The 21,990-nt window shown below is 38.6% G+C and carries 21 protein-coding genes; 7 read left to right on the top strand and 14 right to left on the bottom strand.

Going from position 1 to position 21,990, the window contains the following annotated elements:
* The first annotated feature begins 20 nt into the window (after window positions 1-20).
* The 4 genes from B9A58_RS01540 (at window position 21) to B9A58_RS01525 (ending at window position 4,957) form a co-directional block, all read left to right on the top strand.
* The gene (locus tag B9A58_RS01540) at window positions 21-1,124 is read left to right on the top strand and encodes a sensor histidine kinase (protein WP_084370665.1); all 1,104 of its coding nucleotides are present in this window, start codon (window positions 21-23) and stop codon (window positions 1,122-1,124) included.
* Window positions 1,121-1,906, top strand: a complete 786-nt coding sequence (locus B9A58_RS01535; RefSeq protein ID WP_084370664.1) for a LytR/AlgR family response regulator transcription factor — start codon at window positions 1,121-1,123, stop codon at window positions 1,904-1,906. The genes B9A58_RS01540 and B9A58_RS01535 overlap by 4 nt, the downstream gene beginning before the upstream one ends.
* A 101-nt stretch (window positions 1,907-2,007) precedes the next feature.
* Entirely contained in the window at window positions 2,008-3,981 is a 1,974-nt protein-coding gene (locus tag B9A58_RS01530) for an FG-GAP-like repeat-containing protein (RefSeq protein WP_084370663.1), read from the top strand.
* A gap of 28 nt (window positions 3,982-4,009) precedes the next feature.
* Complete coding sequence (locus tag B9A58_RS01525; RefSeq protein ID WP_176214643.1) at window positions 4,010-4,957, top strand: PD40 domain-containing protein; 948 nt, start codon at window positions 4,010-4,012, stop codon at window positions 4,955-4,957.
* Window positions 4,958-5,012: 55 nt separating this feature from the next.
* On the opposite strand, the gene B9A58_RS01520 is transcribed toward B9A58_RS01525, so the two are convergent.
* Window positions 5,013-5,699, bottom strand: coding sequence for a head GIN domain-containing protein (locus B9A58_RS01520; RefSeq protein WP_084370661.1), 687 nt, complete (start codon window positions 5,697-5,699; stop codon window positions 5,013-5,015).
* Window positions 5,700-5,942: 243 nt separating this feature from the next.
* Between B9A58_RS01520 and mtaB the strand changes: the two genes are divergently transcribed.
* A complete protein-coding gene (gene mtaB, locus B9A58_RS01515; RefSeq protein ID WP_084370660.1) occupies window positions 5,943-7,250 on the top strand; it encodes a tRNA (N(6)-L-threonylcarbamoyladenosine(37)-C(2))-methylthiotransferase MtaB in 1,308 nt (435 codons plus the stop codon).
* On the opposite strand, the gene B9A58_RS01510 is transcribed toward mtaB, so the two are convergent.
* Window positions 7,251-7,826: a DUF2911 domain-containing protein gene (locus tag B9A58_RS01510; protein WP_176214642.1), complete on the bottom strand. Its 576-nt coding sequence runs from the start codon at window positions 7,824-7,826 to the stop codon at window positions 7,251-7,253.
* Between the two features lie 265 nt (window positions 7,827-8,091).
* Here B9A58_RS01510 and B9A58_RS01505 point away from each other — a divergent pair, with 265 nt between their 5' ends.
* Both B9A58_RS01505 and B9A58_RS01500 read left to right on the top strand, forming a co-directional pair.
* Window positions 8,092-8,352 (top strand): hypothetical protein, encoded by a 261-nt coding sequence (locus B9A58_RS01505; protein WP_084370658.1) that lies wholly within the window; start codon window positions 8,092-8,094, stop codon window positions 8,350-8,352.
* Window positions 8,353-8,575: 223 nt separating this feature from the next.
* On the top strand, window positions 8,576-9,109 hold the full coding sequence (locus B9A58_RS01500; protein WP_084370657.1) for a peroxiredoxin family protein: 534 nt from the start codon (window positions 8,576-8,578) through the stop codon (window positions 9,107-9,109).
* A gap of 18 nt (window positions 9,110-9,127) precedes the next feature.
* Here the strand turns inward: B9A58_RS01500 and B9A58_RS01495 are convergent, their stop codons facing one another.
* From B9A58_RS01495 to hemN, 12 genes are all read right to left on the bottom strand, one after another.
* Window positions 9,128-9,433, bottom strand: coding sequence for a hypothetical protein (locus tag B9A58_RS01495; protein WP_084370656.1), 306 nt, complete (start codon window positions 9,431-9,433; stop codon window positions 9,128-9,130).
* A 73-nt stretch (window positions 9,434-9,506) separates the two neighbouring features.
* Window positions 9,507-12,656: an AsmA family protein gene (locus B9A58_RS01490; protein ID WP_084370655.1), complete on the bottom strand. Its 3,150-nt coding sequence runs from the start codon at window positions 12,654-12,656 to the stop codon at window positions 9,507-9,509.
* Window positions 12,657-12,750: 94 nt separating this feature from the next.
* Complete coding sequence (locus B9A58_RS01485; protein WP_084370654.1) at window positions 12,751-13,449, bottom strand: sulfite exporter TauE/SafE family protein; 699 nt, start codon at window positions 13,447-13,449, stop codon at window positions 12,751-12,753.
* Window positions 13,449-13,883 (bottom strand): FixH family protein, encoded by a 435-nt coding sequence (locus B9A58_RS01480; protein WP_084370653.1) that lies wholly within the window; start codon window positions 13,881-13,883, stop codon window positions 13,449-13,451. Before B9A58_RS01480 ends, B9A58_RS01485 begins: the two co-directional genes overlap by 1 nt.
* The gene (ccoG, locus tag B9A58_RS01475; protein WP_084370652.1) at window positions 13,880-15,295 is read right to left on the bottom strand and encodes a cytochrome c oxidase accessory protein CcoG; all 1,416 of its coding nucleotides are present in this window, start codon (window positions 15,293-15,295) and stop codon (window positions 13,880-13,882) included. The genes B9A58_RS01480 and ccoG overlap by 4 nt, the downstream gene beginning before the upstream one ends.
* Before the next feature lie 2 nt (window positions 15,296-15,297).
* Window positions 15,298-16,197, bottom strand: a complete 900-nt coding sequence (locus B9A58_RS01470; RefSeq protein WP_084370651.1) for a cbb3-type cytochrome c oxidase N-terminal domain-containing protein — start codon at window positions 16,195-16,197, stop codon at window positions 15,298-15,300.
* A 4-nt stretch (window positions 16,198-16,201) separates the two neighbouring features.
* Window positions 16,202-16,375 (bottom strand): cytochrome C oxidase Cbb3, encoded by a 174-nt coding sequence (locus tag B9A58_RS01465; RefSeq protein WP_084370650.1) that lies wholly within the window; start codon window positions 16,373-16,375, stop codon window positions 16,202-16,204.
* Window positions 16,376-16,388: 13 nt separating this feature from the next.
* Window positions 16,389-18,506 (bottom strand): cytochrome-c oxidase, cbb3-type subunit I, encoded by a 2,118-nt coding sequence (ccoN, locus tag B9A58_RS01460; protein WP_084370649.1) that lies wholly within the window; start codon window positions 18,504-18,506, stop codon window positions 16,389-16,391.
* Between the two features lie 162 nt (window positions 18,507-18,668).
* The gene (locus B9A58_RS01455; RefSeq protein WP_084370648.1) at window positions 18,669-18,836 is read right to left on the bottom strand and encodes a PLD nuclease N-terminal domain-containing protein; all 168 of its coding nucleotides are present in this window, start codon (window positions 18,834-18,836) and stop codon (window positions 18,669-18,671) included.
* A gap of 8 nt (window positions 18,837-18,844) precedes the next feature.
* A complete protein-coding gene (locus B9A58_RS01450) occupies window positions 18,845-19,681 on the bottom strand; it encodes a universal stress protein (protein WP_084370647.1) in 837 nt (278 codons plus the stop codon).
* Between the two features lie 7 nt (window positions 19,682-19,688).
* Window positions 19,689-20,531 (bottom strand): universal stress protein, encoded by an 843-nt coding sequence (locus tag B9A58_RS01445; protein ID WP_084370646.1) that lies wholly within the window; start codon window positions 20,529-20,531, stop codon window positions 19,689-19,691.
* Between the two features lie 98 nt (window positions 20,532-20,629).
* Window positions 20,630-21,988 carry an oxygen-independent coproporphyrinogen III oxidase gene (gene hemN, locus B9A58_RS01440; RefSeq protein WP_084370645.1) on the bottom strand — a complete coding sequence of 453 codons (1,359 nt, stop codon included), beginning with the start codon at window positions 21,986-21,988 and terminating at the stop codon, window positions 20,630-20,632.
* Between the last annotated feature and the right edge of the window lie 2 nt (window positions 21,989-21,990).

The following is a 21,990-nucleotide window of genomic DNA, read 5'->3' as shown; positions in this document are numbered from 1 at the left end:
CTTTCGAATATTTTTAAATCTTGACAACTCATACCATTAAGTCTGGTCAGTACCCCCTGTGGCGATTCCTTGCCATTAGCTCAGGCGTTTGGTTTTTAGTTTTTGCCCTGACTGTTTCAGAAAGTCTGTTTTTCTATCAGATTAATCAAAAACCAGCACCCTATTGGAATATCATTCTCAACGATTTGTTCATTTTGTGTTGGATTCCTATCTCTCCCGTTTTGTACTTTTTTACAAAACGATGGTATAAGCATAAATCAAATTGGCTCAATTTCTCTTTGAAGTTGCTCTTGATATTAATTGGTGCGTTGGCCTTTGTGCTTTTTTCTGAATCCCTGATTCATTACTTTGAAAGATTAGGTTCTGATCGTGAACGGACATTTGATAATATCTATTTCCAGCTCATCTCTTTTCGATTTCATTCGAATCTAATTCTGGGCTTAGGCTTTTTAGCCACTTCTGTGGCTGCTTTGGCTTATACAGAGTCAAGGAAGTTGGCTGAGCGGCAAGAAGCCTTGAATAGAAATCTGGTAGAGGCACAATTGGGCATTCTGAAAGCGCAAATGAAACCACATTTCTTGTTCAACTCCTTGCATGCCATTTCGGGCTTGGTACTTAAAAAGGAAAATGATTTGGCTATTACAGTAATAGCCAAACTCAGCGATTTGCTTAGAGAGAGTTTGAATATGGATGAGAAAAATTGGATAACTCTGAAAGAAGAGATTGATTTCATAAAAAGGTACTTGGAAATTTACGCACTGAGATTTGGTGAGCAACTGACCTATACTTTTGACATAGAAGAAGAAACTGAACTGGTGCTGGTACCTCCAGCATTTTTGCAACCAATTGTGGAAAATGCCTTAGTGCATCGTGTTATTCCAAATGATAATCGTGGACATGTTTTGGTTAAAGCTTATATACAGAATGATAATCTTAATATTTCAGTAAAGGATATAGTGGAAACTGAGCTTCAATTTGATGTCCAATATAAAGAAGGTATGGGACTGGGCAATACCCGAAAAAGGCTAGCCTCCCTTTTTGGTGATCATTTCAAACTTAAGTTTGATCCAGTTATCTGTACTACAGAAGTAGTATTTCCAATCTTAAATACTTCTGATTTATGAAACTGAAAGTTTTAATAGCTGATGATGAGCCATTAGCGCGAGAGATAATCGTTTCGTATTTAGAGGATTTTGAAGAAGTGGGGGCCATCACAGAAGTAGCCAACGGGGTAGAAGCAGTGAAGACAATCAACTTACATGCGCCTGACTTATTGTTTCTGGATATTGAAATGCCCAAAATGAATGGTATATCTGTGTTGGATAGTGGTCAGCTGGAGCATCAACCTTTGGTGATTTTTACTACAGCTTACAACCAGTACGCGATCAAAGCCTTTGAATTGAATGCAATTGATTATTTATTGAAACCATTTGACAGGGTGCGATTTCATGATACCATGAAGAAAGCACTTGAGAAACTGAGATTGGCTCAGTTGGATGATTTTCGAATGGAGTTATCCAAGTTTCAGATGGATTATGCGAACTCAATTTTAGAAAAAGAGTCAGGTCATTTTCCTACCAAGTTAGTAGTGAAAGACTCCAAGAAAATCAAACACATTCAGATTGAGGATATCCATGTGGTAGCTGCTGCTGGTGACTATGTGGAGATACACGAGAACCAAGGAAAATTTCTGCTTTACAAATCAATATCCGAGATTCAGAAAAAGCTACACCCAAAGTATTTCCGAAGAATTCATAAGTCAGCCATCATCAACATTGACAAAATTGCTGAGATTAGGCCACACACCAATTCTGAATTCTATTTTCACATGCACAATGGTCAAGTGGTCAAGTCAGGGAGAACCTACAAGGATCAAATTAATGATCTCACCACTGGCAATATCTAACAGTTCAGCAAGCCATTGTACCAGTTTAACGAGTATCCCAATAAGCAATAGGGCGAAATGAAAGGGGCTATGTTTCATTGTAGTAATTAAAAACTATAACCATGAAATTTTACCTTATTCCCATTTTTTGCTTGAGTTCACATTTTCTGCTTGGGCAATCTTTTGAAAAAGTTGACAATGCTGTGACTAGTCATGCTGGAAGCTCCAGAGCAGCCACATTTGCTGATATTGATAATGATGGTTGGCTAGACATCTTTATCACCAATGGTGTAAAAGGTGGCGAGGACAATGAATTGTATATGAATGATGGGACTGGAGGATTTACTAAAAATGAATCAGAGATCATTGTCAATGATCAGAGCCAATCTGATGGAGCCACTTGGGGAGATACAGACAATGATGGAGACCTGGACTTGTATGTGGTGACCTGGTATGGTGCAAAGAATTACTACTACACCAATAATGAATCGCAATTTAGCATAGACAATTCTATCAACAATTCGGGATTCTCAGAGACTGCCAGTTGGGCGGATTTTGACAAAGATGGTTATTTGGATTTATATATTACCAATAGTTCAAACGGGAGTGGTTCGACCAATCAATTTTATATTAATCAGGGTGATGGATCATTTCTAACTGCTACGGGTTCATCTATTATAGAATCTTCTTTCAATTCAAGGAGTGTCAATTGGATTGATTTTGACAATGATAATGATCTCGATCTTTTTGTATCAAACGAAGGTTCGCAAAATCAACTTTATATAAATGCAGACGGAGAATTCACGAGCCAGAGTAATTCTATTACTACCAACGCGAATAAATCCACGGGGAGCAGTTGGGCAGATTACGACAATGATGGAGATCTGGATTTATACGTAGCCAACTTCGCCCAACCTAATGAGTTGTATCAAAACAATGGTGACGGAACATTTACAGCCCTATCTGCCAGTCTAGTGATCAATGGGTCACACTATTCGTTTGGCACGGCCTGGGGTGATATAGACAATGATGGAGATTTGGATTTGTTTGTTGCCAATGGCTTTAAAGGTGGCACTAAAATCTCCAATAATTTATATTTCAATAATGGTGATGGCTCGTTTACAGAAGATGCTGATCATTTGGTAGTGGAAGAAACAGGTTGGTCATTTGGAGCAGCGTTTGGGGATTATGATAATGATGGATTTTTAGACTTGCTCGTGGCCAATACTTTTAACGAAAGTCAAACGAATGGCCTTTATCACAATTTAGGCAATGACAACAATTGGGTTATTATAGACTTAAAAGGTACGGCTTCCAATCAGTCTGCCATAGGAGCTAAGGTGAAAGTCACGGCAACTATCAATGGAGAGGTGACTGTGCAAATGAGGGAGGTGTCGTCACAGTCATGCTACAATGGACAAAATAGCCTAAGGGCACACTTTGGCCTTGGAGATGCTAGCTCGATAGATTTAGTTGAGGTGATTTGGCCATTAGGCCAATCAGAATCCTTTGATGACGTTGATATCAATCAGATCACAAGTATTACAGAAACTATCCCAACTGATTTTGTTAGAACCAATTTCAAAATTTTGGATCGAGCCATCTTTATTGGTGATAAGATTGAAATTGAGGATTTATCAGTCTACGCCACGTCCAATGAAGTGGAATATGCCTGGGATTTTGACAATGATGGAGTGGTAGATGCTGATGAAGTGAATCCTGATTATGCTTATGAGACAGCTGGCACTTATTCTATTAAGCTAACTATTACTGATGGGAGCGAAGTTTATGAGAAAACCCGAGAGGATTATGTGATGGTGACAGACCCCAATATTTTGAATATTTCCGATATTAACCAAAGTTTGAAGGTATATCCAAATCCAGTAATTGATAGATTAAACCTCAGTACAACATTAGAAATTAGCACCATTGAAATCATAGATATGACTGGCAAGCGCCACACATATATAGAAAATGTTGGGTCTGACTTATCTTACCTGGATATGAAAGCATTTGGCTTGAGAGCAGGCGCATACCAACTAATTCTGACTGACCATACAGAAAGACAGATCATAAAATTTTTAATCAAGAACTAAAATGATATCTACCACAACAACTTTTAGAATGAAAACTAATAAATATTCTTCGGTAGAATGGTTGAAGCATGGGCTGGCGTTGTTGGCCCTGCTTTGTGCCATATCGCCAGCTCTGGCACAAGAACCAGAACTTTTCATGTCGGGCAAGGTCTCCACCAAATACAAGGAAAGAGATCTAACTATTTCGGCTGAGGACAATCATTTGCTTTATTCTATCCATAGCTATAATGATGAGACACGAATGATTGTAGAAATACTGAAAGAAGGCAAGGAATGGGGCGAGCCAAAGTTGGTGTCGTTTTCAGGAATCTATAAGGACATAGAGCCAATGTTTGACCCAAATGGGAAAAAATTGTATTTCGCATCCAATCGTCCATTGTTTGATGGAGACGAAAGTCAAGATTACAATATTTGGTATGTGGATAAACAAAAAAATGGATGGGGAAATCCAATGGCTTTGGATACTATAATAAATACTGAGGGAGATGAATTTTTTCCATCAGTATCCAATAGGGGGACACTGTACTATACTGCCACCCTAGAGGTGGGCAAAGGCAAGGAAGACATTTACTATAGCCTATTAAAAGACGGAGAATATCAAGCCCCCATATCAATGGACAGTGCTATTAATACAGCTACTTATGAATTCAATTCTTTTATAGATCCAGACGAACGTTTTATTATTTTTAGTTCATACAAAAGACCTGATGGGCTGGGGGGAGGAGATTTATACATAGCATATCAAACGAACGGCATTTGGCAAATGGCACAGCCTCTTGGAGACCAAATCAATTCCACCAAATTGGATTATTGCCCTTTTGTTTCGGCTGACGGGAAGATCTTCTATTTCACCAGCAATCGGAAACAGCAGGTTGGTGCTAATTCAATTAAGGAATTGCGACATTTGATGGATAACCCACAAAATGGGTTTGACGATATTTATACCATTTCATTTGACGAATTGCCCAAACCATAAGAAAAACTTAAAAAGGTGTTTAAGTTTTATAAAACACCTTTTTAATGATTTTGTGTTACCCTTCTTTTCTAATTTTTCCACTGCTGCTGGTGTCTACATAGACCTTATCAGGTGAACCTTTGTAGTAGACCCTTCCACTACTACTGGCTTTCCCTTCAAGTAGGCCGTGTACTGTGACTTCTGCTTTGCCTGAACTGCTCACACTTATATCCACTTCCTCACTGTCCAAACCATAAGCAGACAGCCTTCCTGAGCTACTGATATCAATATCTTGATACTTTGCCTTTCCATCTAAGAACACATCTGCACTGCTAGATATTCTTACGTCTAATTTTCTTACATTGAGTAACAAGTCCGCTCTTCCTGAGCTACTGGCTCTGATGTCAAAATCTTCCACGGCTATTTCATCTTTACTAATGACAGATGCGGAAGAGCTTACTGATACGGCTTCTAATTCCTGCGCGTAGGTCAGGTCTATTTCTACATTTTTGGAAAAGTAATTTCCTCTTTTCATTCTAATGTAAAGGGTGGACCCTTCCACCTCAGTTTCTACTCTGTCAGCATCCACACCACGTGTTTCTATTTGAGCAACATTGGCGTTCCCTTTTTTTAGTCTTACAGTGATCGACTCCGAAACACGTATTTCATTAAATGAATCAAGATTTCGAGTTTCGCTAGTTTGAGCATTTGCGAGTAAAGACGCACCTAGCAGGATACCTAGGCAAGTGATAATTCTTTTCATGAGTTTTACTATTTATTGTTTGAAAGTAAAGACAGAGGTTGGATAAGGAAGTTGCAATATTTAAAATAAAAAGCCTCACATTTTGAAGATTCGAAAGCTTGGCCTACTTTAGGCCCTAGACTTTAATTGATACCAACCTAAAGAAAGACGCTTCATTGAGAAAAAGGTAGAGAGATTTACCTTGGAGAAAGCCCCTAGTGGGGCTTTCTTTTTTTTAGTAGCTTTGCGCTTTATTCTATTTGCATGAAAAAAGTAGCATTTTATACCTTGGGCTGCAAGCTCAATTTTTCGGAGACTTCAACCATATCCAGGCTTTTTGAAGAGGAGGGATATGAAAAGGTGGCTTTTGAGAATAGACCAGATATTTTCGTGATCAATACATGTTCTGTAACAGAGAATGCAGATAAGAAATGTCGTCAGATAGTAAAAAATGCTAAAAAGATATCTCCAGAATCTTTTGTGGTCATTATAGGATGCTTTGCACAATTGAAGCCAAAGGAGATCTCTGAAATTCCTGGTGTTGATGCCGTACTTGGTGCTGCAGAAAAATTCAAATTGCTTGAGCACCTTAAAGATTTTGAAAAACAAAAAGAAGCAATTGTCTGCGCTTCTGAAATTTCCAACGCCACAGAATTCAATAATGCTTATTCAGTTGCAGATCGTACCCGTACATTCTTAAAGGTTCAAGATGGGTGCAACTATGGTTGTGCTTTTTGCACCATTCCATTGGCTAGAGGCAAAAGTCGAAGTGATAGTATAGAAAACATACTCAAGTCAGCACATGAAATTGCAGCTACAGAAGTGAAAGAAGTGGTGCTGACTGGGGTTAACATTGGAGACTTTGGTGTGCAAGGTGGGAGAAGAAAAGAACGTTTCCTTGAATTGGTGAAAGCCTTGGATGAGGTGCAGGGAATAGAGCGTTTCCGAATTTCATCCATAGAGCCTAATTTATTAAACAATCAAATCATTGAGTTTGTAGCACAAAGCAAGAGATTCGTTCCGCATTTTCACATTCCTCTACAGTCTGGAAGCAATAAGATATTGAAGTTGATGAACAGGAGGTATCTACGTGAGTTGTATGTAGAACGGGTAGCAAAAATAAAAGAAGTGATGCCTGACGCCTGTATTGGTGTAGACGTTATTACTGGATTTCCTGGAGAGACTCATGAGGACTTTTTGGATACCTATAATTTCATCAATGAGTTGCCAGTTTCCTACTTGCATGTATTTACCTATTCTGAGCGAGCCAACACGCATGCTGTAGATATGGAAGGTGTGGTACCTAAAAAAGAGCGAAATGAGCGCTCGAATATGCTGCGCATCTTATCTGAGAAAAAGAAGCGGGCTTTTTATGAGTCACAGATTGGGAAAGAGTTTTCTGTACTTTTAGAAAATGACATCAAGGATGATTTTATGTATGGCTTTACAGAAAATTATCTCAAAGTAAAATTACCTGCTCAGGAATCATTGATCAATCAAGTCAAGCTGGTAAGCCTTCAAGCTTTGGACAAAGAGGGAGTGATGACGGTAAGAGAGGTAGTAGTGGCTTGATTAAAGCGGCATCACCAAGAAGTCAAACTTAAGTTTGTCCCAAGCAAATTCTACAACACCAGTCTCTTCTATACTAAATGTCATTCGTTCGCTCATTTCATTGTTGGTACTTGGTTCGACTTCAAAGCGTAAAACGTCCAGTGACTCATCATAATCGTAGGCACCCCATACTTCATATTTTGTATTCAGTATAACTGTCCATTTGTCTTTTGTGGGGATGGTATATAAAGCATAATTTCCAGCCAACAGGGTATCCCCATTGACTAGTATGTCTCCTGTGGCAGAAAGGACAGTTGCCTCATTGGCGCCAGTTCTCCAAATTTTATCATAAGACACCAAGTCGCCCCATATAGTTCTTTCTCTGACTGCAGGTTGGCTATAGGTAATAAAGACATCAGTGTCTCCCATGGTAGTGATGGCTCTAGCAGGAGGAGAGGGTCTGGAAGCACATTTTTTTTGATAGGATTCGAATTCCTTCAAGTCAGAAGAGATGAATTTAGATGGATATTCAGGGCGATAGCAGCCACTGAGGGCAATAGGGGTAAGGATGACTAAGAGTTTCCACCAATTGCGCATGTTCATATTTGTTAACCGTTCTTTCAATTTGCCAAATTAATATTTTCTAGAGTTTTGTGTACGTGCACTACATAAATATGTTCAAACATTTATTTTAAATACTCACTTTGCAAAAATGATGCACAATAATCGCACATCTTATGTATCAAAATCGTTCATTTTTCAAAAAACAAAAATATTGTAACTATCAGTGATTCAGTAAGATAAGTGGTTAGGTATATTTTTTGTTAACATAAATTAACTATATCACATAAAACTTGAAATTATGAGTATCATCGGAATTGAAATCCCTAGGCTGGAAGAAGATCAGGACATCAGTGTTGAAGTTAAGATCAATGGAATCAAGAAACAGTACAACTACAGGGTTGAGATTTTCTATTGGGAAGAATGCCCTTTTCCAACAGAAGATAGAGTAGAGTGCATCAAAAATTTGGTATCAAGTTATGATCAAAGATGGGATTTGGCTCATATAGGGCTTCCTACTGATGAGTATATTCCGATAACCTTTAGAAAAAAAAGAGAATAAGCCTACCATCTAATCAAAGGAACCTTTATTATTGTTAATGATTTCAACTGGTTATGTTTCAAATTAGAGTACATAACCTCAACTATATAACCACGTGTAAGCGTGGTTTTTTTGTTGCCATTCTTTTATTTATCTACATCAATATTACCTAGATAACGCTATATTTAAAGTTGAAACTGAGTCTTGATTTTTAATTGGCTCAGTTTTTGGCTAATTGACGATTATGAAACAGATACTTACTTTTTTACTGATTTTCACCTTGGGAGGTACACCTGATGAAGGTTTTGAGATTGGTGATACTGCACCTGACATTGTGCTTCCTAATCTTAATGGGGAGCCTGTAAAATTATCTTCTCTTCGTGGTCAAATGGTATTTCTTGATTTTTGGGCTTCATGGTGCAAGCCCTGTAGAAAAGAAAATCCTGAGATAGTGGAGACTTATCTAAAATATAAAGATCAAGAGTTTGAAAACGGCATGGGATTTACTGTTTATGGTGTTTCATTGGACAAAAAGAAAGAAGCCTGGAAAAAGGCTATTGAAAAAGACAGTCTGATTTGGGATAGCCATGTGAGTGACCTGAAAGGTTGGAGAAATGAGGCAGCAGTGGCCTATGGCATATCTAGTGTGCCTATGAGTTATCTATTGGATGGAGATGGTGTGATCGTAGCGATAAACCCAAGAGGAGATAAACTAGAAAAGGAACTTAAAAAGAATCGTAAATCTGATTCTTGGCTTAAGTCCCTTTTCGATAAATGAAGGTAAACTAATCTCTTTTTAGAGATTAGCTTTTGCTTTTACTACTAGCGCTCGGAATTGCTCGGCTATTCTAGACTTTCCGTCTACTGGCGCCTTATTACTAGCGGAGCATTCCGAATCTTCTAGGGCATCTTCGATATTGTCATATTCATTATCACCCACTTGATATTTGCAATTGTCTGATCCTTCAGTACAACAAACCGTGACGTCCACAGTACAAATACTGTCATCATTTTGACAAGATTCCTCGTCATCTCCACCACAAGAATATAAAGCGAAAGAAGCAATGGCAGTCATAGCCAATATTTTTAAGTTAATTTTCATAGTCCTTTTATTTTATAAGAATTAGTTCTTTAATAAAGCTAATGCTGTCTTTTGATAAAAATTGCATGACAGTCTATATTTTATCAGCTCCAGTGTCAAAATTAAAAAATTGTGGCTGAAATCTGAATTCAAGTATTTTTTCTTGAGTCTTGACTTTGAGTTTCATAGCATCTCTATCTTTTGGATTGTCCAACCCACTCTTATATTTTCCTTTTCTTCCTTCTGCCTTCACTCGAATCATTTTTTTCCTCTTGGTATCTGAGTCGTCATCAAGACTGGAGGCTTTCTTTTTTCCTAAGACCTGACCCAGATTTACTCCCACATGATATCTATAGTCTTCTCCAAAACTTTGCATTCCAATTACGTCTACGTCAAATATACTGGTCACCACATAAGTTCTTGGTACATAGACCGCGTCCTTGAACAAGAACATATGGGTGTTAATGGTTTTAAAGCTCATGGTGTCAAGGTTGTCGACTTTTCGTAGGTACTGTGCCATATCTTGCACTGGAGGATATTGGTAAATGCCACCATCTTCAAATGTCAGATCACATGTCATCCGCATATCATCGTACACGATGGAGTCACCTATCATGGTCATTCTTAGGAAGAAATTATTGGATGACACTACACCATTCAGTTGTTCGTATGTCATTTCTGTTTGGTCGAAATTTTTCATTTCTTTCATCAATCTACGGATGTCCAGATTGGCAATGGTGCTTTTCATTTCGATTTCCATTTCATCATTTTCTTTCATATTCACTTTTATGGAAGAATTGGTTTCGCCGCCAAAGCCTTTTACTTTCAATTGGTCTATGGTATAAACAGTGTCATTCACGTTATAGAGGGCTGAAATTTCCTTAAGCCACGCATCCTCATATTTCATGTCCGTTATTGCCAGTTTTCCTTTGGTTTCATAAGTGGTCATGTCCACCACATATTTAGTTGATAGATTATTGATAATAGTTTGGTCATATAATGTTTGATCAATTTTCACATTGCCTTTAATCAGATTCGTGGCGTCTTTGATGTTATAGTCAGTTTCAATTCCTTTAATAATGATATTGTCATATCTAAAGCTTTGGACAAATGCCTGGCCTGTGATTTCATAATTCCAGCGTGTGGGTTCGGACTCCTCTTGGCTAGGTGGTGTGTCTTCCTCTTCTGATACAAAGGCTCCCAAAATCCTATAATCCAGATCGCCAAAACGATAAATTCCATCTACTTTCAAGGTGCCAGGCTGATTTTGTATAGCAGTTCTAAAAGGGTTGGAGACGGTCGTTTTTTCAATGGCAAAATCGATCCCTTGATACAATCCACTCAAATCATCAATTTGGATGACTTGATTTGCCATTTGAATGCGTCCGTTCAAATTTTGAATATTCATCAATGTGTCTGTCATATCTGTCTCAATATTCTTGAATTGAATATTGAGACTGGTTTGATCATATAGAATAGATTCCATCTGACTCTCTATAGAATCAATATGAAACTGTCCTCTAGATTTGATATCAGCTATGAATTTACCTTTCATGCTTTTGACCTGTGCATCAGGCGCATATTGCTTTAGCTCTTTAAGATTTAGATCCAGATGAGAGTTGAGATCAAACGCAAATATTTTCCCATCTTTAAACGAAGCGCTGCCTCTGAGTCTGGCATTTTTATTTCCAAAATTGAAGGAAGGAATGTTTGCATGCATTTTGTCTGGATTCATTAAATCACCACTAAGCTGCAGCTTTAGCGAGTTGTTGACTAAACTTTGTTTGTAATCGGGGAAGTATGCATTGAGATTCTTAATTTCTATTTCTTTTGTTTGGTAACCCAATTGAGCAGATAACTTTCTTATATTGATGACTGAGTCTATGGACAAGTGAATATTGTCTGCTTTTATATGGGCTATTGTATTGTTGGCCATAGTCTCTATAAATTGACTATCAACAGAGTCTGGCATTACACCTTTGGTGCTAAAACTTGCAATAATCTTCCCACCTAAACTTTTGAAAAGAGAGTCTGGGATATAGGCTTTGGAAGCATCTAAATCAAGCTCAAGTTTTGATATTAAATTAAAATTTAATTTGTCCAAATTACTGAATTGGCCACTGAGTTCTATATGGTTTCCACTACAGTCTGCTTTGAATGTTTTCAAACCAATAGATGTGGTGCTATTGTTTTTTCTCTTGCCATTGGTTGCAGAGGTTTTGAGTTCTACATTATAAACCAATGGGTAATCTTGATATTTAATACTGGCCTTAAATAAGTCCACATTTGCATCATAAAAAGGTAATTCATCTCCTACAATTCCTTTGAGTTGGGTACTCATGCTCAATTGACCAGATACCTGACTGATGCCATATTCCTTAAGCATATCTTCGGGAGCATATTTGGTCAAGGCCGCAAGACTTGGAGCAAATACAGACAAAGATAGATCTGTGTATGTTTGATCTCCCACAAAGACTTTGCCTTTGGCATCCATTGTTACGTCGCCAGCATCTAGTTTGAATAATTGAGCGAAGACAGTGTCTGCGGCATAAGACACATCAAATTCCAAATCAATTTTTTCTACTCTATCAGCTTTTGTGTCCTCAAATTTTAATTTAGATAATTCAACTTTTCCGTTGGCTGTAGCACTCAAATTGATATCATCCATTTGCACAGTTGCGATCAATTCAGGAATAAATACATTGGCTTTGGCCTTGAGTTGATCATCACTATATAAAAGTTTGAAATTTGTAAGTGAGATTTCATCCACGGTCAAATCAAGAGGGGCAGAAGCTTCTTCATCAACTATGGCGGTGGTGTCCACAGGAATCAAATAATCATAAGACATGGCTCCTGTGGAGTCAATTGCATAAAGCACAAAACCATCTTCAATTTTCACATCTTGAATTTTTATCTCATCATCCATTAATGCTTTAGCATTCAAGCTGACATATAGTCTTTGAAACTTTGCCAACGTATCAGTACCAAGTATCTCGTTAGACTCGTCGTATTGGTATCTGCCAAGCCAGATGTTGTCAAATTTCAAGCTAGCCTGGGGGAAGTCGCTTATTAAGGAAAAAGAAACTTTGTCAGCTGCGAGTGGTGCACCAAAGGTGGTGCCCATTTCTTCCATGGCAAAACGGACAATGCGATCTTGAAGGAGCCAACCAGCTGCTAACAGGGTAGTTAGCGTAATAAAAAAAACTAATAAGCTGATCTTTAGGATTTTTATAAATAGCTTCATGAAGTCTGTTGTTGGTCTTTGTGTAATTAGGCTTCAATTTAAGTTGATTTAAAGAAATGAGGTAATCAAACAAGAATTATTCTTGGAGAATTCTCTATTCGCAAATGGTAATGCCAGCAGTGGGATAAAGAAGATAAATAGCAGGGCTGAGAAAGGGAATGTTGAGATCCAGTCCACGGATGATCAGTAGACAGCCAAGGGTGAAAATAAAAATAGTTGAGATCTTATTTAGATTGATCTGTGATAGACCTTTGAGTGTTCGCCCAGACAAGGCCATTGCAAACATGGCAGGAAAGGTGCCAAGCCCAAACACGACCATGTAGATCAATCCATCAGACAAATTAGCAGTAGCCAATGCACCTGCCACTGCGGCATAGACTAGCCCACAAGGAAGGAAACCATTCAGAGTCCCTAAAATGAACGTGCCTGATAATTTGGTCGTTCGTAGCGATTTTGATAGCAGTTTTTTTAACCCTTGAGCAAGCTTATACATAGGTTGGTAGATTTTGCCTCTGAGTGGACTGGAGACTGCTAAGGCTACCATTATCATGAATAAACCCATGCCAATGGAAAATGCTTGTTGGTATCCACCAAATGAGATCATTTCTCCTATCAGACCAAACAAAAGACCAATCAATGCATAGGTACAGATTCTTCCAGAATTATAAAGAAAGCGACTCAGTAGAAATTTGTATAATGATTGTTGACCAGGGAGTGCGAGCGCGATAGGACCACACATGACCACACAGTGTAGACTGCCCACGAAACCTAAAAAGAGTGCCGTCCAATACATTAGAGTACTATTTGTTGTTCGAAAAAGTACTCTTTGTTTTCAGATTTCCATCTGAGTTTTGTCTTCCATAATCCAGCATTAAATACTGAGGCAGGAAAGGATTGCTGATATTGATTGTTTAGTTTGATTTTGATTTTTTTATCTACCCCATGATCAGAAGGTCTAAAGAAATGAACTTCCCCAGATTCTATCTGCCTAGCAATTTGTACCGGGAAACTTAGAACGATTTTGTCTCCATTCCTGACGATAGTAGGTTTGTCTTTGAGTGCCTCAAAATTCCGAATGCGATTCATTTGATCTTCATAGGCCAATTCCTCCTCATAATAATTGTCTGCCACCAAATTGACATCGTGCTGCATCGAGATGGTTACCATAGTAATGATAAGAACAGCAAACAACACAAAAGTTAAGACAATGCTTTTACCCCAATTCATTTTTTTATTTTTACAGGCCCCAAAAATTTGGTATCAATTTCTTCTATCATTTCGCCATTCTTAAAAACACCAATGTCAACACTCGACTTCGTTTGTGAAATGTTGGAAGTAGGCATTTTTATAAAGAATACTCCTTCGTATTTATCATTGGCAGGAATGATAATTTTCTGCGTTCCAACTCTATCTATATGAGCACCTTCTAGATTCAAAACTTTCAGTTCCAATTCCATTTCCTCAAAAGTTTTGTTAATAAACTGAATGTTGTAGAGGTTAGAAATCTGTCCGTCATCAGTTTTTTGATACAGCGTACCTGGTACCTTCAGCACGGTAATCTCGACATCAGATCTCGAAACTAACATGAACGAAAGAAATGTCAACATGGCAATAAGCACAATGGAATAACCTGCTACTCTTGGCGTGAATAGTTTTTTCTGTCCAGTTTCGATTGCTGTATGTGATGACAATCGAATTAATCCTTCTGGTTTGTTGATTTTAAGCATGACTTCGTCGCAAGCATCCATGCAAGCCGTACAATTCACGCATTCCAATTGAGTGCCATTTCGAATGTCAATACCAGTAGGGCAGGCATGAACACAGAGTTTACAGTCAATACAATCACCTGCATCCGATGCCTGTTTGGATTTTTTCAATTTGGATCTAGGTTCGCCTCTCAGCCAGTCGTACATGACGGCTATAGTATCTTTCACAATCAGCACACTTTGCAGCCTGCCATACGGGCACACAGCGGTACAAGCTTGCTCTCTGAAATAGGCAAAGACCCAATAGAAAATACCTGTAAAGACCAACAGTCCAATAAATCCACTCATATGAGTAGCAGGAGGTTGAGATATTATATTTAACACATCATCGATCCCAACTAAATAGGCCATCACAGTATGAGCTATTAGTATGGCAATCGAGAGGAATATGATATGTTTTAGAGATTTTTTCCAGATTTTTTTACTATTCCATGGTGAAGCATTCAATTTTCTTTGTTGGTTGGCATCACCTTCTATCCAGTATTCAATTTTTCGGAATACCATTTCCATAAATAGGGTCTGCGGACAAGCCCATCCACACCAAACTCTTCCAAATGCCACGGTGAAGAGAATGATGAAAACAAAAAAAGTAACTGCCAATAAGGCCAATAAAAAGAAATCCTGCGGCCAAAATGCTTGGCCGAGGATGATAAACTTTCTTTCAAAAATATTCAGTAGCAGCAGGGGGCGTCCGTCTATGGTCATAAATGGCCCAGAGAATAATAGGCCCAATAGTACCACAGTCACTAGAATACGATAGTTGTGAAACCTTCCTTTTGGCTTTTTTGGATAAATCCAAATTCTTTTGCCAGATTCGTCTACTGTCGCAATAGTATCTCGATATTCTTCTTCAAACTCGTAGTGATTATCCATTTTTATTCTGATGCCCCTTCTTCTGCCAGTACTTCTTCTTTATATACATCACCTTGAGGTGCTTTTGCATTGTCTGGGTTTGTTCCTTTTAAGGTATGAATGTAGGAAGAAACATCATTCATTTTGGATGGAGAAAGTACATCTCCCCAAGCAATCATACCTTTATCAGGCACACCATTTTTTATGGTGTTATAAATGTCCTGAATACCTCCACCATGTAACCAATAGTCATCTGTAAGATTTGGGCCAATCCCCCCTTCACCTGCAGCCTTATGGCAAGCGACACAGTTTCTATCATAAACAGTCTTCCCACTCGCTAATACAACTGGGTCATCAGAGAAGACAATATTGGATTCATCAATAGAACTACCTTCCTCAACATTGGGTTTATTAGCTTGAGCTTCGGCCATGGCTATTTCATATTCTTGTACCTGCAATGGAAGCGAACCATTTATATGATACATAAACATGTAGACAACTGCGAAGACTATCGAGGCATAAAACATGTATTTCCACCAGGGTGGTAGGTGATTATCCAATTCACGAATTCCATCATAATTGTGATCTAGTTCTACTGTAGCTTCATGCTCAATAGGAACAGCATCAGTCAATCCTGCATAAAATTTAGACCAGGCACTTGGTTCTTCCACATACTCCACACCCTTTTCTTTGGCTCTTCTGATGGCATCTTCTCTCACCATGAATCGCAAGATGATTAGAAGGTAAAAAGCCACTAATAATACCAAAAGCATCACTATGAGAACCAGAATGGTCATGATTTTTGAAGGATCAAGTGATTCCATCATGCCTAGGCTTTCAGTCTGTGCAAAAGTTATGGGTCCTGTAAGAAGTAATATCAAACAAACCCCTAGCCCTTTAATATATTTTTTGATATTCGCCATTTGATTAAGATTTAAGGGTTTTATTGATCGGAAGATTTTTCATTTCATCAATGTATGAATTGCTTACTCCTTTGAATACCCACCACAGCAGGCCAACAAAAAAGATAAAAAAGATGGATAAGGAAATAATTGGCCATATTTCCACACCATTTACCTGTTCGAAATAGTATTTAAACATAATTTTTTTCCTTTTAGTCTTTTACAGTAATATCCTTTCCTAGTCTTTGTAGATAAGCAATCAATGCTATGATTTCTGCATCTCCTGATATCTCAATATCTTCAGCTGCAAGATTGTCTGTGATGGTTTTAGCCTGAGCTTGCAAATCGTTATTAGCGCTTTCTTCATATCCATCTGGATAGGGTACACCTACAGTCCTCAATGCATTGATTTTACTAGCAGTTAAGCCTTGGTCTATGCTTTGTTCAAATAGCCATGGGTATGGAGGCATGATTGATCCTTCTGATACTTGAGCAGGATCTAGCATGTGATAGAAATGCCAGGAATCAGATTTTTTTAGTTTCCCCACACCTTCACGTGCTAAATCTGGGCCAGTACGCTTTGATCCCCAAAGGAAGGGGTGATCGTAAACAAACTCGCCAGCTTTAGAATATTCACCATATCGCTCTGTTTCGGATCTAAATGGTCTGATCATCTGAGAGTGACAATTATTGCAACCTTCTCTGATGTAGATATCTCTACCGAACAATTCAAGTGGAGTATATGGTTTTACAGAAGCTATGGTGGGGACATTTGATTTGATCAAAAACGTAGGGACCATTTCTATAATACCACCAATTAAAATGGCAACTAAAGACAAAGCAGTAAAAATCACAGGTTTTCTTTCCAGTACGCTATGCCAGTGTCCGCCAGTAATTTCTTTCTTTTCTAAGGCTGGCGCTTCAGCTTCTTCGTCACTTACAAAAGATCCAATACCTGCGGTTTTAATCAAATTGTAAATCATGATGAATACACCAATCAAATACAAACTGCCACCTACTGCACGTAGCATGTACATGGGTAAGATCTGAACCACAGTTTCTAGGAAGTTTTTATAAACTAAGAATCCCTCTGCATCAAATTGCTTCCACATAGAGGCCTGCGTGATGCCTGCAATGTATAGAGGTAATGCATAAAAAATAATTCCTAGCGTACCTAGCCAGAAATGTGTATTGGCTAGATTTCTGGAAAATAGTTCAGTCTTCCACATTTTGGGAACAAGCCAATAGAACATGCCAAAGATTAGAAACCCATTCCATCCTAAACCACCTACATGAACGTGAGCCACAATCCAATCTGTGTAGTGAGCTATGGCACTTACATTTTTAAGCGAAAGCATAGGGCCTTCAAAAGTAGCCATACCATAAGCAGTCACTGCCACCACCATAAATTTTAGTACTGGATCTTCTCTCACACGATCCCAAGCACCTCTAAGAGTTAAAAGTCCATTGAGCATTCCTCCCCAAGATGGAGCGATGAGCATGATAGAAAATACCACGCCTAATGACTGTGCCCAGTCTGGTAATGAAGTGTAAAGTAAATGGTGAGGGCCAGCCCAGATATAGATAAAAATCAATGACCAAAAGTGAATGATCGAAAGTCGATAGGAGTATACTGGTCTATTGGCAGCCTTAGGAAGGTAGTAATACATGATTCCTAAAAATGGGGTAGTTAGGAAAAATGCAACAGCGTTGTGCCCGTACCACCATTGTACCAATGCATCTTGTACACCAGCGTACCAGGAGTAACTCTTAAATAAAGTAACTGGAATCTCCATGGAATTTACAACATGGAGAACAGCTACAGTGACGAACGTAGCTATATAGAACCAAATGGCAACATACATGTGACGCTCACGTCTTTTGATAATCGTCCCTATCATGTTGATTCCGAAAATCACCCAAATCAAAGTGATCGCGATATCAATTGGCCATTCTAATTCCGCATATTCTTTACTGGTCGTAAAACCCATGGGTAACGTAATAGCTGCTGCTAGAATAATCAATTGCCATCCCCAGAAATGAATCCAGGAAAGTAGGTCGTTGAACATTCTGGTTTTCAAGAGCCTTTGCATGGAGTAATAGACACCAGCAAACATGGCATTGCCTACAAAAGCAAAAATGACGGCATTGGTATGCAACGGTCTGACTCTGCCAAATGTCGTGTATTGTAAGTCGAAGTTGAAAGCAGGGTAGAAGAGCTGTATAGCTGCAGTCAGACCTGCCAACATAGCCACCACTCCAAATACAATGGAGGCAATAGTAAAGTACTTGACAATCTTATTGTCATAGCTGAATTTTTCTAGTTCCATATCGAGGCAATTGATTTTATGATTTGAGCACTAAATTAAGTTACAATGTCAGGTCTTGGAATTTTTATAATCATTCAAAAACATGATTAATATCATGTGAAACAGTTTGCTGTTCAGTAATTTCAAAAAAAGAATATTCAGTTTTAAGAGTCATTTATGCACTCAATATTTATACCTGAACCAGTAGGCGATTGGGCCGATAAAAGGCACTAAAATGATAAGTGCAAACCAAAGGATTTTTTTATTCGTACTTAGCTTGCTGTTGGCGACAGCAATGAGTGCCCAAATGGCAAATGCTGAAGCAATCAATGCGAAAATAATTCCGTTCATAGTTCAGGTTATTTTTCGTGTATGGTCATTAGAGGTATGGCGATATGCTTAACCATGGACTTGGTATGTCTTGTTCCAATTAATCTTTCTATGATTGAGTGGTTTTTGGGAAGCATAAATAGCATGCCAAGACCTAAATCGTTTATGGCCTCATTCAATATTTCATCAAGTGGCCTGCTATCAGTGAAAGTGTGGTAAGACTGCTTGAGACCATTAAAATAGTCGGAAATACGCAGTTTTACGTCATCATAAACGAAAAGCTTATGCTGCTTTTCTGTCACATTCAAAAAACAAAGTGATGAAAAATTGAAAGTAGCAAAATCCCTAAGAGGTGCTAATATCTCAGGATCTGTGAAATCTGAGTAATCTACGGCTACACCAATTTTCTTGAATGAAGGTGACTTAACACGCTCAGGAATGACAAGAACTGGGATTTTAGCTCTTTCGACCATGTCCATGCTATTGCTCCCAACTAACTGGGTGAGCCAGTCCTGCTGGGACTTGGTACCAGTGACTATCAGGTCGCATTCATTTTGTATGGTGCAGCTGTATATGGCGTCGTGTAAAGGAGCATTGTACTTAGTGTTTGTTACTGAAACTTCTTCGATGTTACTTGAGGAAATTAATTCTTCGAATTGTTGGTCTAATTGCTCATGATACTCTTGAAGAAGTGGTTGGATAATGCTAGCTGCCCCGACCACCTCTGCGTGTATATGAGGCATGTGTGACACAGATACTACTTGTATATTTGCCTGAGCCTTTTTTGCTAGAATCAGAGCCGTTTCAAAAGCGTTTTTTGCACAAGGTGAATAGTCCATTGGGACTAGAATAGTATTTATTTTCATGACGATTTTATTTGATTGTACAAGTCCATACTGGAAGGTTGCTATGGTTTACCACATCTTCAGCCACACTGCCTACAAATAAATGAATGAGTCCTTTATGACTATGTGTGCTCATGGCAATCAGGTCTGCTTTTATCTGCCATCCAAAAGTTAGTATGCCTTCTTCTGGTTGGAATGCTTTGGTTACGTGCACTTCGTAATTTTTCAAGTGATTATCAATGGCCAGAGCTTTAAGTCTCTCTTTTGCTAGGTCACCATTTACAGAATTATGTGGAGTGTCTACCCACACCAAATGTAGTTTGGCATCAAACAACTCCTGATAATACTTAAAGGTCTGTAATACTTTGCTATGCGTTCCATCAAGGTCAGAGGCAAAGACCACATTTTTAATTGCATTGATATCACATTTCTTATGAATGGCTAGAACAGGACAGTGGGCGTTACGAACGATTTTTTCTGTGTTAGAACCTACAAAGAGCTCTTTGAGGCCTGTAGCGCCTTTGGTACCCATTACTATCAGGTCAGCTTCAGTTTCTTCTATTTGGTCAGTGATGCCATCGTATGCTTTGCCCATGAGTATGGTTCGCTGTATAGTAACATTCTGATTGTGGTCTGATATGACTTTTGCCATTCTCTCATTGGTTTTTTTGATCAGTTCAAGGGCATAAATCTTATCCATGGGCTCATATTCTTCAACTTCACCCGTTACATTAAAGGTTGTGGCGAGCGGATATTCTATCACATGAATGAGCCTGATAGTAGCATTGGTTTTTTCTCCGATCTGGATGGCAAAATCTAATGCGGCCTCTGCGTACTCACTAAAATCGTATGGAACAGCTATTGTTTGCATGATTTAATTGTGTTTGGTTATTTAATGACACTAAGGTAGAGTAGTCCTAAGGGCAATCCTCTGAGCAATCTCAAATCAAAAAATGATTTAGATCAGGTTTAGATCGTTAGACTGAATTTTTGCTGTTGATCAGTTTTATTCCACAAGTGGATATCCAAGGCCATGCAAGCATTTCTCACAAAAGGCCTGCCTTTTTTGGTGATTGTCAAACGACCTGGTATGAGCCTGACCAAATCATCCGCGATCATATCAGTCAGTTTGATGTCAACAGAGCTGAATACTTCAGTAGCTAAATCTGACGGTTCCCAGGAGGTCTCAAATTGGCACATGAGGTTAGTGATGTGTTTGCGAACAAAAGATTCCTTTTTTGTGAGGACGTGAGTTTTGAATATAGGAAATTCACCAGTCTCTACCACTTTTTTATATTCCTCTACTCTTTTTAGGTTTTGCCCATAAGCATTCCAAGAATCTCCAATGGCTGATACACCAAGTCCTATGGAAACCGTACTGTGATGCGTGGTGTATCCCATAAAATTGCGATGCATATCTCCATTATGAGATGCCATATACAATGAATCTGTAGGTAATGAAAAGTGATCCATTCCAATTTCCCCATATCCGATCTCAGTGAGCAACTGCTTGCCTAGTTCATAGAGTTCTCTTTTTTCTTCATGGCTGGGTAGATCTTTCTCAGTAAACATGCGTTGGCCGGGTTTAACCCAAGGCACATGTGCATAACTGTAGAAAGCAATTCGATCAGGTTTTAGAATTTGAACTTTTTGACAGGTGTCTGTAATACTTTTTTTAGTTTGCAAGGGAAGTCCATATATCAAATCAAAGTTGATAGATTCATAGCCTATGGTTCTAGCTTGATCCACAACTTTTTCGACCTGATTATAAGTTTGAACTCTGTTGATCATCTTCTGAACTGTAGGGTCAAAATCTTGAATGCCAAAACTGACACGTTTAAACCCTAGATCATATAAGGTCTGTAAATGTTCTTCTGTTGTATTGTTTGGATGACCTTCAAAACCAAATTTGGCACCTGCCCTGACCGTCACAGTTTGCCTGATACCTTCAATAAGTCTAGCCAAATTTTTAGGGTCAAAGAAAGTCGGTGTGCCACCACCTAGGTGGATTTCTGTCAATTCAGGGACATCCTCAAATAAATTCAAATACAGTTCCCATTCTTTCAGTACGGTGTCAATATACGGTTTTTCTACCGCGTGATTAACTGTGATACGCGTCGTGCAACCACAGTAAGTACACAGACTTTCACAATATGGTAGGTGGATGTAGAGACTGATGCCTTCATTCTTATTTGTGAGGTGGAAGGTTTGCTTGAGTTGTTGTTTCCAATGATCTAGGTCTAATTCTTCTTTCCAGAGGGGCACGGTAGGGTAGCTCGTGTATCTTGGGCCAGGTATGTTGTATTTGCGAATAAGAGAAGTTGTCATGA

Origin of the sequence: Reichenbachiella faecimaris (assembly GCF_900176375.1) — a bacterium.
Classification (GTDB): Bacteria; Bacteroidota; Bacteroidia; order Cytophagales; family Cyclobacteriaceae; genus Reichenbachiella; species Reichenbachiella faecimaris.
The sequence above is the reverse complement of the archived record's forward strand: the minus strand, read 5'-3'. Positions and strand labels throughout refer to the sequence as shown.

What these genes read in the sequence shown, in the direction of transcription:
- B9A58_RS01525 (WP_176214643.1), top strand. Translation starts at nt 4,010, where the DNA reads ATGAAAACTAATAAATATTCTTCGGTAGAATGGTTGAAGCATGGGCTG.
- B9A58_RS01470 (WP_084370651.1), bottom strand. Translation starts at nt 16,197, where the DNA reads ATGGCGAATATCAAAAAATATATTAAAGGGCTAGGGGTTTGTTTGATA.
- B9A58_RS01450 (WP_084370647.1), bottom strand. Translation starts at nt 19,681, where the DNA reads ATGAAAATAAATACTATTCTAGTCCCAATGGACTATTCACCTTGTGCA.
- B9A58_RS01485 (WP_084370654.1), bottom strand. Translation starts at nt 13,449, where the DNA reads ATGTATTGGACGGCACTCTTTTTAGGTTTCGTGGGCAGTCTACACTGT.
- B9A58_RS01500 (WP_084370657.1), top strand. Translation starts at nt 8,576, where the DNA reads ATGAAACAGATACTTACTTTTTTACTGATTTTCACCTTGGGAGGTACA.
- ccoG (WP_084370652.1), bottom strand. Translation starts at nt 15,295, where the DNA reads ATGGATAATCACTACGAGTTTGAAGAAGAATATCGAGATACTATTGCG.
- hemN (WP_084370645.1), bottom strand. Translation starts at nt 21,988, where the DNA reads ATGACAACTTCTCTTATTCGCAAATACAACATACCTGGCCCAAGATAC.
- B9A58_RS01530 (WP_084370663.1), top strand. Translation starts at nt 2,008, where the DNA reads ATGAAATTTTACCTTATTCCCATTTTTTGCTTGAGTTCACATTTTCTG.
- B9A58_RS01465 (WP_084370650.1), bottom strand. Translation starts at nt 16,375, where the DNA reads ATGTTTAAATACTATTTCGAACAGGTAAATGGTGTGGAAATATGGCCA.
- B9A58_RS01510 (WP_176214642.1), bottom strand. Translation starts at nt 7,826, where the DNA reads ATGCGCAATTGGTGGAAACTCTTAGTCATCCTTACCCCTATTGCCCTC.
- B9A58_RS01495 (WP_084370656.1), bottom strand. Translation starts at nt 9,433, where the DNA reads ATGAAAATTAACTTAAAAATATTGGCTATGACTGCCATTGCTTCTTTC.
- B9A58_RS01505 (WP_084370658.1), top strand. Translation starts at nt 8,092, where the DNA reads ATGAGTATCATCGGAATTGAAATCCCTAGGCTGGAAGAAGATCAGGAC.
- ccoN (WP_084370649.1), bottom strand. Translation starts at nt 18,506, where the DNA reads ATGGAACTAGAAAAATTCAGCTATGACAATAAGATTGTCAAGTACTTT.
- B9A58_RS01480 (WP_084370653.1), bottom strand. Translation starts at nt 13,883, where the DNA reads ATGAATTGGGGTAAAAGCATTGTCTTAACTTTTGTGTTGTTTGCTGTT.
- B9A58_RS01535 (WP_084370664.1), top strand. Translation starts at nt 1,121, where the DNA reads ATGAAACTGAAAGTTTTAATAGCTGATGATGAGCCATTAGCGCGAGAG.
- B9A58_RS01445 (WP_084370646.1), bottom strand. Translation starts at nt 20,531, where the DNA reads ATGCAAACAATAGCTGTTCCATACGATTTTAGTGAGTACGCAGAGGCC.
- mtaB (WP_084370660.1), top strand. Translation starts at nt 5,943, where the DNA reads ATGAAAAAAGTAGCATTTTATACCTTGGGCTGCAAGCTCAATTTTTCG.
- B9A58_RS01520 (WP_084370661.1), bottom strand. Translation starts at nt 5,699, where the DNA reads ATGAAAAGAATTATCACTTGCCTAGGTATCCTGCTAGGTGCGTCTTTA.
- B9A58_RS01490 (WP_084370655.1), bottom strand. Translation starts at nt 12,656, where the DNA reads ATGAAGCTATTTATAAAAATCCTAAAGATCAGCTTATTAGTTTTTTTT.
- B9A58_RS01455 (WP_084370648.1), bottom strand. Translation starts at nt 18,836, where the DNA reads ATGAACGGAATTATTTTCGCATTGATTGCTTCAGCATTTGCCATTTGG.